General features: G+C 70.8%; 14 protein-coding genes and 1 pseudogene. 10 read left to right on the top strand and 5 right to left on the bottom strand.

All coding sequences use genetic code 11. From position 1 onward, the window contains the following. Together B7767_RS47975 and B7767_RS12805 are read left to right on the top strand one after the other, a co-directional pair. Window positions 1-441 (top strand): annotated as a pseudogene (locus tag B7767_RS47975) (hypothetical protein); the annotation flags it as partial. Further along, window positions 333-1331 carry an endonuclease/exonuclease/phosphatase family protein gene (locus B7767_RS12805; protein ID WP_085572298.1) on the top strand — a complete coding sequence of 333 codons (999 nt, stop codon included), beginning with the start codon at window positions 333-335 and terminating at the stop codon, window positions 1329-1331. The pseudogene B7767_RS47975 and the gene B7767_RS12805, both read left to right, overlap by 109 nt. A 200-nt stretch (window positions 1332-1531) precedes the next feature. On the opposite strand, the gene snpA is transcribed toward B7767_RS12805, so the two are convergent. Then, window positions 1532-2218 (bottom strand): snapalysin, encoded by a 687-nt coding sequence (snpA, locus tag B7767_RS12800; protein WP_085572297.1) that lies wholly within the window; start codon window positions 2216-2218, stop codon window positions 1532-1534. Between the two features lie 203 nt (window positions 2219-2421). Between snpA and B7767_RS12795 the strand changes: the two genes are divergently transcribed. Further along, window positions 2422-3348 carry a LysR family transcriptional regulator gene (locus tag B7767_RS12795; RefSeq protein ID WP_085572296.1) on the top strand — a complete coding sequence of 309 codons (927 nt, stop codon included), beginning with the start codon at window positions 2422-2424 and terminating at the stop codon, window positions 3346-3348. A 46-nt stretch (window positions 3349-3394) separates the two neighbouring features. On the opposite strand, the gene B7767_RS12790 is transcribed toward B7767_RS12795, so the two are convergent. Then, complete coding sequence (locus B7767_RS12790; protein ID WP_085572295.1) at window positions 3395-5470, bottom strand: PhoX family phosphatase; 2076 nt, start codon at window positions 5468-5470, stop codon at window positions 3395-3397. Window positions 5471-5721: 251 nt separating this feature from the next. On the opposite strand from B7767_RS12790, the gene B7767_RS12785 reads away from it, so the two are divergent. Continuing rightward, entirely contained in the window at window positions 5722-7380 is a 1659-nt protein-coding gene (locus B7767_RS12785) for a VWA domain-containing protein (RefSeq protein ID WP_085572294.1), read from the top strand. 99 nt (window positions 7381-7479) lie between these two features. Further along, window positions 7480-9096, top strand: coding sequence for a methionine--tRNA ligase (gene metG / locus B7767_RS12780; RefSeq protein WP_085572293.1), 1617 nt, complete (start codon window positions 7480-7482; stop codon window positions 9094-9096). A 65-nt stretch (window positions 9097-9161) separates the two neighbouring features. On the opposite strand, the gene B7767_RS12775 is transcribed toward metG, so the two are convergent. Together B7767_RS12775 and B7767_RS12770 are read right to left on the bottom strand one after the other, a co-directional pair. Continuing rightward, window positions 9162-9371, bottom strand: coding sequence for a DUF397 domain-containing protein (locus B7767_RS12775; RefSeq protein WP_085572292.1), 210 nt, complete (start codon window positions 9369-9371; stop codon window positions 9162-9164). Next, a complete protein-coding gene (locus B7767_RS12770; protein WP_085572291.1) occupies window positions 9368-10249 on the bottom strand; it encodes a helix-turn-helix transcriptional regulator in 882 nt (293 codons plus the stop codon). The genes B7767_RS12775 and B7767_RS12770 overlap by 4 nt, the downstream gene beginning before the upstream one ends. 157 nt (window positions 10250-10406) lie before the next feature. On the opposite strand from B7767_RS12770, the gene B7767_RS12765 reads away from it, so the two are divergent. From B7767_RS12765 to B7767_RS49280, 3 genes are all read left to right on the top strand, one after another. Beyond that, window positions 10407-10838, top strand: coding sequence for an ATP-binding protein (locus B7767_RS12765; RefSeq protein ID WP_085572290.1), 432 nt, complete (start codon window positions 10407-10409; stop codon window positions 10836-10838). 291 nt (window positions 10839-11129) lie between these two features. After that, window positions 11130-11429, top strand: a complete 300-nt coding sequence (locus tag B7767_RS12760; protein ID WP_373408207.1) for a hypothetical protein — start codon at window positions 11130-11132, stop codon at window positions 11427-11429. 275 nt (window positions 11430-11704) lie between these two features. Next, a complete protein-coding gene (locus B7767_RS49280; RefSeq protein ID WP_373408206.1) occupies window positions 11705-11908 on the top strand; it encodes a hypothetical protein in 204 nt (67 codons plus the stop codon). A 152-nt stretch (window positions 11909-12060) separates the two neighbouring features. On the opposite strand, the gene B7767_RS12750 is transcribed toward B7767_RS49280, so the two are convergent. Continuing rightward, complete coding sequence (locus B7767_RS12750) at window positions 12061-13404, bottom strand: polysaccharide lyase family 1 protein (RefSeq protein ID WP_085572289.1); 1344 nt, start codon at window positions 13402-13404, stop codon at window positions 12061-12063. Between the two features lie 350 nt (window positions 13405-13754). On the opposite strand from B7767_RS12750, the gene B7767_RS12745 reads away from it, so the two are divergent. Further along, complete coding sequence (locus B7767_RS12745) at window positions 13755-14120, top strand: PH domain-containing protein (RefSeq protein ID WP_085572288.1); 366 nt, start codon at window positions 13755-13757, stop codon at window positions 14118-14120. Between the two features lie 78 nt (window positions 14121-14198). Continuing rightward, a partial coding sequence (locus tag B7767_RS12740) for a glycosyltransferase family A protein (protein ID WP_107486044.1) occupies window positions 14199-15631 on the top strand: 1433 nt, incomplete at its 3' end.

The raw sequence follows: 15631 nt of genomic DNA, 5'->3' as shown, positions 1-15631 counted from the left end.
CGGCGCGCGCTCACCGCGACCGGCCTGGGCACGGCCCTGGGCGGCGCCCTGCTCGCCCTCGCGATCGCCGTCGGCCGCCGGCTCACCCTGGCCGACCTGCCCGAACGCGTCCACCGTCCGGCGGCGGGCGCGGTCTACGACGCCCTCACCGCCACCCTGCGCACGGCGTCCTGGCTCCTCCTCGTCCTGGGCCTGACGGTGGCCCTGGCCTCCTGGCTGGCCGGTCGCCACGGCGGCCGCCGTGAACCCCCGTCTCCGGCGACCACCCGTCACGCCCCCTCGCCCTTGAGGGAGAATCCGGGCATCGTACCCGCGAGCGGAAGGCCGGAACGTTGGACACTGCGACTGCCGACCCGACGGTCACCGGGGACGGGGCGGGACGGACGGGGGGACGGCGGCGGTTCGGCGCCTGGTGCGCGGGGCTGCTGTTCGCCGGGGTGAGCGTGGTCGTCGGCTGCCGGACCACCGACACCGACGGCGTCACCCCCGTGCCCCAGCTCCTCGCCTTCCTGCCCTGGCTGCTCGTGCCCACGGCCGCCGGGCTGCTGTTCACCCTGTTCGCCCGGTGGTGGACCGGCGCGGTGTGGGGCGTGGCCCTGCTGGGGCTGCTGGCCTGGTTCATCGAGCCGTACGGGAAGACCGGTGATCCCGCCGGGCCGCCCGTCGCCGAGCTGCGGGTGCTGACCTCGAACGTGGAGTTCGGGCGGGCCACCGGTGCGCTGATCGACGCCGTACGCCGTGCGGAACCGGACGTCGTGTTCGTCCAGGAGTGCGAGTACACCTGCGACGCGGCGTTGAAGCGGGAGCTGACCGACGCCTACCCGCACCGGCGGGCGGTGGAGGGCGGCGGCTCCGAGGGCTCGGTCGTCCTCAGCCGTTTCCCGCTGCGCGCCACCGACGGGGTCCCCGGCACCATGGGCATGCCCGGCGCCGTCGCCGACGTCGACGGGCACGCCGTACGGCTCCAGCTCGCGCACCCCATGCCGCCGCTGCCCGGCCAGGTGGGCCTGTGGCAGCGGGAGCTCGGCCGGCTGCGGGACGCGGCCGCCGCCGACCGGGAGACCCCGACCGTGCTCGCCGGGGACTTCAACGCCTCCCAGGACCACGCGGCCTTCCGCCGCATCCTCGACACCGGCCTGCGCGACGCGGCCCGGCTCGCCGGCTCGGACCGTACGCCGACCTGGCCGTCACGGACCACCCCCGCGTTCGGCACCCAGATCGACCACGTCCTGGTGTCCGAGGAGTTCGCGGCCCGCAAGGCCCGCTTCCTCACCCTCCCCGACACCGACCACCGAGCCCTGGTAGTGGACCTGACCCTGCACGCGGGGTAACTGTGTGCAGCTCCCCCGCAACTGCGGGCAGTCGTGCCTCCCCCAGTGCCTCAAGGGCCTGGGAGGTACCCCCAGGGCGATGGGGGTACCCCCGCCCGAGCGCAGCCGAGAGTGGGGGAGGCACCCCGTGATCGCCGGGCTGCGCAACACCCCCCCGGCCGCCCCCACACCACGTGCGGCTGCCGGCTACCGGCTACCGGCTACCGCGAGGACTTCTGCAACGCCTTCTCCGCCTTGTCCAGCGCCGCGGCGAACCCGTTCGCCCACAACTGGTTCACCCGCGACCGCTCCGCGGAGTTGGGGTACGCGTTGGTGCACGACGTCCCGGGCCCGCCCCCGGACATCAGCTCGCTGCACGGCCCCGAGTAGTGGTCCGGAAGACCCAGCACGTGCCCCGTCTCGTGCGCGGTCACCCGCGTCGAGTTGTACATCTGGTTCTGCCGGTAGTCGAGGAAGATGTATCCCCGCCCGTGCCCGTCGGTGGACGCGTACGATCCGCGCGAGTCGTTGCCCTCGTAGTACGAGAAGTCGGCGCCCGACGTGCCGGCCTGGAGTCTCACGTTGGACACCGAGCTGTTCCAGATCTGCGTGCTGCGGGCTATCTGCGTGGCGAACGAAGGCGCCCGGGAGGCGTTGTAGACGACGGTGACGGCCGCCGCGCTCGACGGGTTCGCGGCCCGCTTCTCGGCCGCCGACTTCAGCACGGCCTCGAAGAAGGCCCGGTTGGCGGCCGCTTCCTCCGCCGACCCGTCGTAGGCGGCGTAGGCGGCGGACGAGGCGGCGTCGACGGGCGCGGGGGCCGCCGTCGCCGGGGCCGTGCCGAGGCCGAGAGCCGTGAGGCTCAGGCCGGCGGCGGTGAGCACGGACATGGGCATGCGCATACGCATCGATGACTCCTTGAGGTGGGGGCCGAGTCACATGTCACCGAGGAGTGTGTGCGTCTGTGCGGCGGCTGTGATGATGGCAACCGGTGATAGGACGGCCCTATCGGCCGACTCCGGTCACCCCGCCGCGCACGCCCGACTCCGCCTGAACGGACGGGGTTTGGGTATCTGGTGAAACCTGAACTTCCGCCTTACCCTCCCAGGGCATGGAGCTTGAGGTCAGGCACCTCAGGGCGCTGTGCGCGATCGCCGACACCGGCAGTCTGCACCGAGCCGCACGCCAACTCGGCGTGGCCCAGCCCTCGCTGAGCACGCAGTTGCGGCGCATCGAACAGGAGCTGGGCGGTGCCCTGTTCGTGCGCGCGCGCACCGGCTGCCGTCCCACCCCGCTGGGCCGGCTGGTGCTCAGCCGCGCCCGCCCACTCGTCACCGAACTGCGTTCCCTCGTCACCGAGGCCCGTGCCGCCGCCGTCGGCGGCCGGCAACTGCGCATCGGCTCCACCGCCAGCCGGGCCCTGGCCGGCTGGCTGCGACGGCTGCGCCTGCACTGGCAGGAGCCCACCCTGCACATGGACGTCTCCGCCAACGCCCTGCTGCGCATGGTCGCCGACGGGCAGCTCGACGTGGCGTTCGTGCACGAGGTCGAGGGCTTTCCGCTGCGCGTCCCCGAAGGCCTGCGCACCCGGGTCCTCGTCGAGCGCGAACCGCAGTGCGTGTCGCTCCCGGCCGACCATCCGGCCGCCGCGCACCCGGTGGTCCACCTGTCCGACCTGGCCGGTGACCGCTGGATGATCGACCCGGCGGTCGACGGCGAGTGGGACGCCGTACGCCGGGTCCTGCACGCCGCCGGGATCAGCCCGCGCGTGCTGCACGGCGACTACCACACGGCCGCGTCCCTGGTCGCCATCGGCGAGGTCGTCACCGTGTGCCAGCCGACCTCGCCCTCCCGCCCCGAGACGGCGGTCCGCCGGCTGCACGGCGACCCGCTCGGCGTACGGCTGCTGCTGGCGGCGCGTACGGAGTCGGAGCTGGAGGGCGTCTATCCCGATCTGGCCGAGGCGTACCGGGAGGTGGCACGGCAGGCACCGGCGTACCGGGAGTGGCTGGATCAGGACCTGGTCCCGGGCCCCTGATCCGGCCATTCCCAGGCCCGTGCCCTCTCCCTCCCCCTCCAGGGCCTCAGACGCCGATGTCGCTGCCGTCCGCGCGCCACACCGCGACGACGGCCGGGCGGACGTACGTGCCGGGCCCGTCGGGCCAGGAGCTGGCCGGCCGGTCCACGGTCGCCCCGTCCACCTCGCCCGGGTGCTGCACGGCGACCAGCACCCGCCGGTCCTGGATGACCGGGCCGCAGGTCTCCGCACCGTTGGGCACGGTGAGGAACTGCTTCAGCTCACCGCGCCGGTCGCCGCGCGTGGCGACGCCGAAGAGGCCGTCGTGGGAGCCGAGGGCGCTGCCGTCGGTGGAGATCCACAGGTTGCCGTGGTCGTCGAAGGCGACGTTGTCCGGGCAGGAGATCGGGCTGACGGAGTCCTTCGGGAACCCGGCGAAGTACGTCGCCGGGTCCTCCGGGTCGCCCGCGACCAGGAACAGGGACCAGGCGAAACGGGTGCTCTCCGGCCGGTTCCAGCGCTCGGTCAGTTCGAGCACGTGGCCGTGCTTGTTGGAGTTGCGCGGGTTGGCCTCGTCGGCGGCGGCGTAACCGGCCTTGCCGCGGTTGGAGTTGTTGGTGAGGGCCATGTAGACCTTGCCGGTGACCGGGTTGGGCTCGATGTCCTCGGGCCGGTCCATCTTGGTGGCGCCGACCTTGTCACCGGCGAGGCGCGTGAAGACGAAGACCTCCTCGGCGGTCATGCCCTCGACGTGCGAGACGGCGCCGTCGGCGGTGGCGGTGGCCAGCGGGATCCACTGACCGCTGCCGTCGAACTCGCCGTCCTTCGGGAGCTTGCCGGTGCCGTCGATCTCGATGGCCGGGGAGTCGCCGGTGAGCTTGGCGACGTACAGCGTGCCCTCGTCGAGCAGCGTCAGGTTGTGCTCGCGCGCCCAGCGGCTGTTGCCGTGCCGCATCCGCTTGCTGCCGACGAACTTGTAGAAGTAGTCGAACCGCTCGTCGTCGCCCGAGTAGACGACCGGACGCCCGTCGTGCGTCAGCCGCACGGTCGCACCCTCGTGCTTGAACCGGCCGAGCGCGGTGCGCTTGCGCGGGGTGGAGTCGGGGTCGTACGGGTCCAGCTCGACGACGTAGCCGAACCGGTGGACCTCGTTGGGCTCCTGGGAGACGTCGAACCTCTTGTCGAAACGCTCCCACTTGCGCTCGGTGGAGCCGGTGCCGATCCCGTACCGCTTGTCCGTCGCGCGGCTGCTGTTCGCGAAGTACTGGTTGAAGTTCTCCTCGCCGTGCAGGGTCGTGCCCCAGGGGGTGGTGCCACCGGCGCAGTTGTTGAGGGTGCCGAGCACCTTGGTGCCGCTCGGGTCGGCGGAGGTCTTCACCAGGTCGGACCCGGCGACGGGGCCGGTGAGCCGGAACTCGGAGGTGGCGGTGAGGCGCCGGTTGAGGTGGTGCCTCGTGACGGGCGTCAGCTTCCCGCTCCGCCGCTCCTCCTCCACCGCGACGACGGCCAGCCCGTGCGCGGCCCAGGCGATCTCCACCTGCTCGCGGGTGGGGTTGTCGGCGTCGTAGTCCCGGAACATCAGGACTTCGTCGGTGTACTCGTGGTTGGCGACGAGGATCTGCCGGTCGCGCTCGCCGCGCAGCGGCAGCAGGGCGAGGAAGTCGCAGTTGTACCCGAACTGCCCGGCCTGCGCCTTGGCGCTCTGCCGCTCCGGGTCGAAGGCGGGCGCGCCGCGCAGGATGGGCTCGCCCCAGCGGATGACGACGTTCTGCCGGTAACCCTCCGGCACGGTCACGGCGTCGTTCGTGTTCGGCGCGACGGGGGTGAACCGCAGACCGCGGGCACCCTTGGGTTTGTGGCTGCCGTGACCGCCCTTGGCGGCGGGTGCCGCCTGTGCCTCGGGGGCGGCGGCGACGCCGACCGCCCCGGCACCGGCGGCGGCCACCGTCACGACGGCGGCGGCCCGCATCATGGAGCGGCGGCTGAGGGCGCCGGCGATGACGTCACCGACGTACTCGTTGGAGCTGGTGTTGGGCACCTCGTGGAAGCAGGCGTCACCACACCGGAAACGGCAGGTCATGGCGGACCGGCCGCCGGGGTGGGAACCGGACGGCGTTCCGATCAGCGGCAGCAGCTTTCGCACGTTCTCTCCTTGGGTGCCCGTGGTGTCAGCGTGACCGTAGGAGTACATATGTGCGGTAGCCGGGCGTCCGGGTGAACGGTGCGTGAACCTGCGGCAGCATCTGAGGAGTCGCACCGGGCCGAATCGCGCCCTTGACATATACGATTCCGCAAACCCAACCCTGCCCAAGATCGCCCTTGCGGGCCGTTAACCTTACGTGTCCGTCCTGGCCAGGGATTGACGGGCATCAACTCACGCGAAGGGTTGCGCACATGGGCATTCTCACTCTCCTGCGGAACGCGTTCGGCCGGTCACGCAAAGCGAGGTCCGCCGAAGCGGGGGGTGCGGCGGACGCCGCCGAGACGGCGAGCACGTCCCCGGCATCGCCCGCCCCGACGGAGCCGGCCCCGGAGCCCGCCGCGGCCCCGAAGATCCCGTCCCCGTCCCCCGAACCCCGCACGGCCTCCGTCCCGGAACCCCGTGAAAACTCCGTCCCGGAACCCCGTGAGGAACACGACCTGGTCTCCGCGGCCTTCGACAACATCACGGTCCCCAAGCCCACCCGCTCGGACGACCCCACACCCCCCGCTCAGGAAACCGCCCCGGAGCCCGAACCCACCCCGGAGCCGAAGCCCGAGCCCCAGCCGGAAGCCAAGCAGGAACCGGCAGCCACGGCGGAGCCCGAGCCCAAGGCGGAGGTAGAGGCGAAGCCCGAGGCCGAAGAGAAGCCCGAGGCCAAGGCGGAGCCCGAGGCTGTCACCGAGCCCGCGGCCGCCGACGGCGAGGACGCCCCACAGGGGCCACCCGCACCCGACGACGAAAGCCGCACGGGCGGTGCGGGTGGGAACGAATCCCCGGCCGAAGGCGAAGCCGAGGCCGAACCGGCACCCGAGCCCGAGCCCGAGGCGAAGCCCGAAGCCGCCGTCGAGGCCGAACTCAAGACGGAGCCGGAGCCCAAGGCGGAGGCAGAGGCGGAGCCCGAGGCTGTCACCGAGCCCGCGGCCGCCGACGGCGAGGACGCCCCGCAGGGGCCACCCGCACCCGACGACGAAAGCCGCACGGGCGGTGCGGGTGGGAACGAATCCCCGGCCGAAGGCGAAGCCGAGGCCGAGGTCACACCCGAACCAGAGGCCGAACCGGCATCCGAGCCCGAGGCGAAGCCCGAGCCCGCCGCCGAGGCCGAGCTCAAGACGGAGCCGGAGCCCGGGCCCGAGCTCAAAACGGGGCCGGAGGCCACAACCGAGGCCGAAGGCGAAGCCGAGGCCGCGAAGCCGACCCCCGCCACACCCCCCGCGAAGCTCCGCGACACCACCCTCACCACCGCCTACAAAGCAGCCGGCGCCACCCTCAAGAAGCACGACCTCACCGGCACCCGCGCCAAGGTCTACCTCGTCCTCGACCGCTCCGCGAGCATGCGCCCGTACTACAAGGACGGCTCCGCCCAGGCCCTGGCCGAGCAGACCCTCGCCCTCGCCGCCCACGTCGACACCGAGGCCACCCTCCACGTCACGTTCTTCTCCACCGAACTGGACGGCACCGGCGAGCTGACCCTCACCGACCACGAGAACAAGATCGACGAGCTGCACGCCGGCCTCGGTCGCATGGGCCGTACCAGCTACCACGCGGCCGTCGAGGCCGTCCTCGCGAAGCACGCCGAGGAGCCGGCCGGCACCCCCGCCCTGGTGGTCTTCCAGACGGACGGCGCGCCGGACGCCAAGACCCCCGCCACCCAGGCCCTCACCGACGCGGCGAAGAACCACCCCGCCGTCTTCTTCTCCTTCGTCGCCTTCGGGGAGCACGACAACAAGGCCTTCGACTACCTCCGCAAGCTGAAGACGGAGAACACCTCCTTCTTCCACGCGGGTCCCACCCCCCGCGAGCTCACCGACAAGGAGCTCTACGAGGGCGTCCTGGCGGCCTGGCGCCCGTAACGGCACCCCCTCACCCTCACCCGGGGGGCGGACGGACATCCCGTCCGCCCCCCGAAACGCGTGTGAGCCGACCTCTCCGGGGCCAGTAGGATTTCGACCATGGCGGCCACTGGATCCGAGAAGCAGGGGGCGAAGGCGTACTACGTCTCGACCCCCATCTACTACGTCAACGACGCTCCTCACCTGGGCCACGCCTACACGACCGTCGCAGGCGACGTGCTCACCCGCTGGCACCGCCAGCGCGGCGAGAAGGTGTGGTACCTCACCGGCACGGACGAGCACGGTCAGAAGATCATGCGCACGGCCGAGGCGAACGGGGTCACCCCGCAGGCCTGGGCCGACAAGCTCGTCACGGAGTCCTGGAAGCCCCTCTGGGAGCACCTCGACATCGCGAACGACGACTTCATCCGCACCACGCAGAAGCGGCACACCGACCGCGTCCAGGAGTTCGTGCAGGACCTGTACGACAAGGGCGAGATCTACAAGGGCGGCTACGAGGGCCCGTACTGCGTGGGCTGCGAGGAGTACAAGCTCCCCGGCGAGCTGCTCGACGGCGACGGCGAGTACGCGGGCCAGAAGCTGTGCCCGATCCACAAGAAGCCGGTGGAGATCCTCAGCGAGGAGAACTACTTCTTCAAGCTCAGCGAGTACGGCGAGAAGCTCCTCGCCCACTACGAGGCCAACCCGGGCTTCATCCAGCCCGAGTCCGCGCGCAACGAGGTCGTGAACTTCGTCCGCCAGGGCCTGCAGGACCTGTCCATCTCCCGCTCGACGTTCGACTGGGGCATTCCGATCCCCTGGGACGAGAAGCACGTCATCTACGTGTGGGTCGACGCGCTGCTGAACTACGCCACGGCGGTCGGCTACAACGAGAACCCGGAGAAGTTCGGGGCCACCTTCCCCGCCGACGTGCACCTGGTCGGCAAGGACATCCTCCGCTTCCACGCGATCATCTGGCCGGCCATGCTGATGGCGCAGGGCCTCCCGCTGCCCGGGAAGGTCGCCGCGAACGGCTGGCTGATGGTCGGCGGCGAGAAGATGAGCAAGTCCAACCTGACCGGCATCAAGCCGCAGGACCTGACCTCGCACTTCGGCGTGGACGCGTACCGCTGGTACTTCCTGCGGGCGATCGCCTTCGGCCAGGACGGCAGCTTCTCCTGGGAGGACTTCTCCGCCCGCTACACCAGCGAGCTGGCGAACGACTACGGCAACCTGGCGTCCCGCGTGGCCGCGATGGTCGGCAAGTACTTCGGCGGCGAGCTGCCGGCGTCGACGGCCGACGGCGAGGCCGAGCGGGCGGTCCACGACGGCCTGGCGAAGGCGGTCGCGGAGGCGGACCGGAAGATCGGCGAGGAGCTGGACTTCCAGGGCGGCATCCTGGCGGTGTTCGACTTCGTGAAGCAGGTCAACGGCTACATCACGGAGCAGGAGCCCTGGAAGGTCGCCAAGGACACCTCCGGCGAGGGCAGGGCGCGCCTGGCGACGATCCTCTACACGGCCGCGGAGTCCCTGCGCGCGGTGGCGGTCCTCCTCAACCCGGTCATGCCGGAGACGTCCCAGAAGCTCTGGGACTCCCTCGGCGCGGAGGCCGGCCTCGGCGCCCTGGCGGACCAGAAGGTCCAGGAGGCCGGCACCTGGGGTCTGCTCCCCGCCGGCTCCACGGTCACCAAGGGCGCGGTCCTCTTCCCGCGTCTCGAGGAGAAGCCGACCGCGTAAAACGCGTCACGTACGTCCAGAGGCCCGGAGACAGCCTGTTTCCGGGCCTCTGCACAGTCGAAGGGTCAGCTTCCCGACGCGTGTGCGACGAAGTCGGCCCACGCGTGGCGCGTAAGCACGAGCCGAGGACCACCTATGTTCTTGGAATCGCGGACGTGCACCACATCAGGGGCCGCAGCGATCTCGATGCAGTCGTTGCCGTCGCCGCTGCTGCTGTAGCTGCTCTTGAACCAGACCAGCGCGGAAGCGTCGTGGCCAGTGGAGGTGCTGATCATGTCTCTCCAAGCATCTGCTCGATGAGGGCCCGCGACTCTCGGGGCGTGAGAGCCTGCGCCCGGATCATGCCATAGCGCAGTTCAAGGATCCTGAGCTGTTTCGGCTCGGACACCGGGCGACCGCTGAACGCCCCCTCGGTGCGCCCCACCGCCGTGCCGTCCGGAAACTTGAGCACCTCGATCAGTCCGCCCGTGCCGAAGTGATCCTCGCAGTCGGTCGGCATCACCTGAATCGAGACGTTCCGCAGCTGCCCGAGCTCCAGCAGGCGTTCGAGTTGCCGCCGCCAAACCATTCTGCCCCCGACCGGGCGCCGCAGCGTCACCTCTTCCTGGACAAAACTCAGCGTCGGCGCCGGTGACCGCTCGAAGATCGAACGGCGGGCCATCCGCGCGGCCACCATGCGCTCCGTTTCCTCATCCGAGTAGGCAGGAAGCCATGCCTCGAAGAGCGCCCGCATGTGCTCCTCGGTCTGCAACAAACCGTGGATGTTGTGGTTGCTGTACAGCGCAGCCTCAACCGCCTGCGCCTCCAGCTTCCCCAGAGCCCGAACGCTCTTCGGATACCGGACCTTCCGCACGTCCTCCCAGGCCGCCGCGATGAGCCCGCCCGCCCCCAACACCTCGTCGGCCCTGCACAGGTACTCCTGCTGGGGAATCCGCTTCCCACCCTCGACCTTGTAGACCAGGTCGTCCCCGTACTTGACCGCCGCCGCGAAGTCGACGACCCGCATGCCCATCGCCTCCCGCCGCAGCCTCAACTGACGCCCCACCGTGGTGAGAACGGCCACCCCCCACTCGTCCTCCGGGTCCACCTCCCACCCCGGCTCGTCCTCCTCGGTCTCGGTCCGGAGCCGTACCGCATCGCCGTCCACCGACATACCGCACCCCTCTGTCGTACCGCCGTGCTGGGCAACGCCCTTACTCGTAGGCCGGTTTTTCCGACGGTCCGGACAGCGGCCGACAAGCACCGACAGTCACCCTACGTATCGGGCCTGTCACTGTTCACGGTAAGCGCGTCCGGCCACCCTCGGTCCCGTGAACAGCGAAAAGTCCACCCAACTCCTGTCATCCGCGGACCACTTCAGCGTGCTCCTGTCACCCACACCCCGCGGCGCCCGTCTCGCCCGGCTGCTCGCCACGGACTGGATGCGCGGCCGGAACCTGCCCCACCCCACCACCGAGGCCGCCGAACACCTCGTCGCCGAACTCGCCGCCAACGCGGCCACCCACGGTCGGCTCACCGGACGCGACTTCCGCCTCGCCCTCCTGACCGACGGCGCGACCCTCCGCATCGAGGTCACGGACACCCGCGGTGACGACCTCCCGAGCCGCCGCGCACCCGCCCCCGACGCCGAGTCCGGACGCGGCCTGCTCCTCGTCGAGGCCCTCGCCGACCGCTGGGGCGTGGACCTCGGACCGGTCCCCTGCAAGACCGTATGGGCGGAACTCGATCTACCGACGTTCTGACCTGCGGAAACGACACCGGCACCGGAACCCGATCGCGTGTGTTCCGGTGCCGTCGGACGTCTTCCCCAAGGACCACGGGAGAGAAAGAAACCCCGCCAAGCCCCACCCCTCCCGCCCACGGCGCACGCTCACTCGCGCGGGTGAACATCACCAACTGGAGTGGATATGCCACAGGTTGTCTGCCCTACGCTCGGCGCAACACGGCACACAGCCCCAGACACGCAAACGGCCCCCGCCGGGAGTGACGTCCCATCGCGAGGGCCTGACCACCAAGGAAGAAAGCCCTTCCCGATGGACACCCAAAACACTAGCGTGCGCCCGCACGCCCAGTCCCGTAACGGCGACAAAAACCACCCCTCCCGGCCCGCCCGCACGAAGCGGCACCCGGGCGGAGTCACCCACGACAACACCCGCCACACCGCCCGCTTCACGGTGATCGGCAACCACCTCACCCAGCACCCGGACCTCTCCCTGCTGGCGATCGGACTGGCCTGCCACATCCAGTCCCTCCCCAGCCGCGGCCCCGACCCCCACCACTGCCCGGGCTGCCTCGCCCTCCGGCAACCGCCGCCCACACCCACGGCCGCCTGACGAGTAACCCGTCCCTCCGTCCCTTTCCCCACACCCGCCTCGGTCACCGTCCTGCCCAACGACCTCACCGGGACCAGCCCCGTCGAACGCCGTGTGGACACCCTCCTACGGCTGGACCCGGAGGACGGTGAGCCGCTGCTCCTCGCGGTCGAGGCCCAGAGCGGGAAGAACCCCGACAAACCCGCCGGCTGGGCGTACTACGCCTCCTACGTGCTCAACAAGTACCGGCTCCAGCCACTGCTGCTGGTCGTCTGCCAGGACCGCGCCACGGCGGAATGGGCCGCGCGCGAGGTCAGCCCGAGGGCGCGGCACGACGCGCCGCCGAGGACGTCCTGGACATCCTGGAGGTGCGCGGCATCGACATCCCTGAAGCGGTCCGGGAACGCGTCACCGACTGCGACGATCCCGAGATCCTGCGCCACTGGCACCGGCGTGCCGTCACGGCCCCGACGGCCGCGAAGATCTTCGAGGACGAGTAGTCACGGCTGCCCAAGGGGCCTCCCCCCAGCTGTCTGCCGGGAATGCGCCTCCTTGGACTGCCCCCGCACGGTCCGTGGCGCGGCGGACCGCGCGGTGTGGGTGCGCGAGGGCCGGGGGCTCGTGGTCTCCCGGCCCTCGCGCGGCTCGGGTGCTACTTGAGCACGCCCGCCCCCGCCGTCGTCGCCAGCGACGTCGGCAGGTTGCCCGCCGAGGCCTCCAGGCCGGCCGTGAGGGTCGGGGTCCAGTTGACCGTGGTCCTCAGGTCCTTGGACGAGGCGGCGTTGTAGGCGGCGACGAGGTCGGTCACCGTGCCGTTGACGAGGTTGCCGGAGCCCTTGACCGAGCCGGTGCCGTCACCGCTGAGGAGCTTGGCGGCCTTCGCGCCGGACGGCAGCTTCCAGTAGTTGTTCTCCGCGACGACCTGTGCCTTGGCGCGGGAGTTGATGCTGTACTGCGGCGCGTACCCGTTGAGGGGCGTGACGTCGTAGTAGTTGTTGTAGATGTGGATCTGGCCGATGCGGGCCAGCGGGGCGCGCTGCATGATGCCCTTCCACACGTTGTGGTGGAGGGAGACGCGCAGCTTGCCGACGCTGTCGGTGTCGCTGCCGCCGATCAGCATCGTCTTGTCGTGGTTGGTGAACTGGTTGTACGAGACGGTCACCAGGTCAGAGCCCTTGGTGATGTCGAGGGCTCCGTCGTGGATCTGGTACTCGCGGCCGAAGTACTCCGGGTTGGCGCTGTCGAAGTGCGGCGCGTCGGTGAACGTGTTGTGGTCCGCCCACACGTGGGTCGCGCCGCGCAGGGACACCGAGTCGTAGTTGGAGTTCCAGTTGCCCTTGTCGCCGTCGGTCGGGTCCCACTGCGGGAAGCAGTCCTCGGTGGCGGCGAAGGTCAGGTTGCGGACGATGACGTTGTCCACGTTCTGGATCTGGAGCATGGCCCCGGTGAGGCCCGCGTTCGTGCCGGGCACCCCCACGATCGTCGTGTTGGCGGGGACCTTGAGGACGATGTTCTTGCCCTGCCTGGCCTGAGCGGCGGCGCGCGCCTTCTCCTGGGTGCCGGAGGGCAGCTTGGAGCGGCCGTAGGTGGCCGGGTCGTAGGCCTTGAGGTAGGCGGACAGCGAGTAGCCGGTACCGGCGGCGTAGTCGGCGCAGGTCAGCTTCTTGCCGCTGTCGTCGGTGTTGGCGTCGATCATGCCGCTGACCTTGATGACGCGGGGCGTGGTGTCGGACACCGAGCCCAGTGCCTTCACGAGCTGCGCGCGGGTGGAGACGGTGAAGGTGTGGGCGGCGTCGGCCTTCGTGCCGCCGGTGGTGCCCGTACCGGAGGAGGCCCAGCCGTCCTTCGCGGCGAGCGTCTGGTGGTACAGGTCGACGGTCCCGGCATTGGCGTTCATCACGAAGACGCCGGCGCCGGCGCCGGCGGCCACGACGGCCGCGCAGACGACGGCGGCACGACGGGAACGGAGGGACCGGCGGTGGGAACGAGCAGCCACGAGGCTTCCTTACGGGGGAGGAGCGGGGTTACGTCCTGTCAGTGGCCGCCGCCCGGCGAAGGGTTGCCGCGTGCGGAGATTTTCCCTTCCCCGTCTTCTCCTTCCCCCGTCTTCCCCTTCCTCGTCTTCCCCTCCGCACGATGTCGTCCGAGTGCGGCTCCGCCGGCTCGACGGTCACCGAGGGCGCGGTCCTCTTCCCGCGTCTCGAGGAGAAGCCGACCGCGTAACACGCTCGCTACAGCAGGGGCCCGGGAGGGGACGAGACCTTCTCCCGGGCCCCGCGTCTTGCGAAGATCGTGTGAAGACGGCCGAGGTCCGGCCGTCACCGTTCACATGGGGGGACCCGTTCCATGGCGCTCTTCGGCAACGCGCACACCGTCGACCCGGCCCAGGCACAGCAGGACTACGCCCGGCTGCTGGGCCACGGCGAGCAGGTGCACGCCGCGTTCCTGCTGATCCGCGACACCATCCTGTTCACCGACCGCCGCCTGATCATGGTCGACAAGCAGGGCATCACCGGCAAGAAGGTGGAGTACCACTCCGTCCCGTACCGCAGCATCACCCACTTCGCGGTGGAGACGGCCGGCACCTTCGACCTCGACGCCGAACTGAAGATCTGGATCTCCGGCACCCCGGCCCCCATCGAGAAGACCTTCACCAAGGGCGTCGACATCTACGAGGTCCAGGCGATCCTCACCCAGTTCGTGGCGCGGTAGCCGCCCGCGCGACGCGCGCCGACGGGCCCGGGAACCACCGTGTCCGGGCCCGGACGCGGTGCGGGTAGTGTCCGGAGGATGCCAGGACTCAAGGTCAGTGTCATCGTCCCCGTCTACAACACCGGTCAGTACGTCGACGAGTGCGCGCCGTCACTGCTCGGACAGAGCCTGCCGGCCGACGAGTACGAGGTGATCTACGTCGACGACGGGTCGACGGACGACACGCCGGCCCGGCTGGAGAAGCTCGCGGCCGGGCATCCGAACGTCCAGGTGCACACCATGCCCAACTCGGGCTGGCCGGGCGCACCGCGCAACCTGGGCATGGAGCACGCCAGGGGCGAGTACGTGCAGTTCGTCGACCACGACGACAAGCTCGGGGCCGAGGCCCTGGAGCGGCTGTACGCGCACGCGAAGCGCAACGACGCCGACGTGGTGATCGGCAAGATGTCCAGCACGATGGTCCGCCCCCGGCGGCTGTTCCGGCACACGGTGGACGCCTGCACGATCGAGAACGACGAGCTGATGCAGAGCCTGTCGCCGCACAAGATGTTCCGGCGGGCCTTCGTCGAGGAGCACGGGCTGCGGTTCCCGGAAGGTCCCTGGATCCTGGAGGACCTGGCCTTCGTCACCGCCGCCTATCTGAAGGCGGAACGCATCTCGGTCCTCGCCGACTACCCCTGCTACTACTGGATGAAGCGGGGCGACGGCGGCAACAACACCCGGCACCGGTTCAACCCGCGGCACGGGTTCTGGCCCAACTGCCGCACGATCGTCCGGCAGATCAAGGACGGCACCACCCCCTCCGACGACATCGACGCGCTGCAGAACCGGCTGCTGCACCGCCTGTACCACGTGGAGGTCCTCTCCAGGGCCCGGGAGCCGGAGATCCTGCGCGAGGACCGGGCCGAGCAGCTGCCGCGCTTCGAGGCGGCCCGCGAGGTGGCGCTGGAGGAGTTCCCGCCGGCCGTGCGGGAGGGACTGCCCGCGGTGTCGCGGGTCCGCGCCGAACTGCTGGAGAGCGGTGACTTCGACGGGGCGCGGGCGTTCGCCGAGCACATCGGCGCGGTGAAGGCGCGCGGCGAGGTGGGCCCGCTGCGGTGGGAGGACGGCTGCCTGACCGCCGACATCACGCTGGACCTGCTGCGCGGGGACGGCGAGCCGCTGGTCCTGGTCGAGCGGGACGGCGGGTGGTGGCTGGACCCGGAGCTGCTGGACGGCGTGCCGGGCGCCGGGGCCGGGTACGAGGTGCGCGATCCGTTCCGGCTGGCGTACGCGGAGATCGTGGTCAAGGACCGGGACCGGGAGGACTGGTGGTACCCGGAGGGTGACCTGGAGGTCCGGCTCGAACCGGCCGGCGACGGGCGGTCCCGGCCGGTCGCGTCCGGGCGGCTGCGCGTCGACCCGGAGCGGCTGGCCGGCGGCGGGCCCCTGGGGCGCGGGGTGTACGACGTGTGGGCGTTCGTCCAGCTGCTGGGCGTCGACCGGATGGTCCGGGTGACCGGCGACGGCAC

The organism is Streptomyces sp. 13-12-16, assembly GCF_002114215.1.
Classification (GTDB): domain Bacteria; phylum Actinomycetota; class Actinomycetes; order Streptomycetales; family Streptomycetaceae; genus Streptomyces.
Note: the sequence above shows the minus strand (reverse complement) of the source record. Positions and strands in the feature narration are given on the sequence as shown.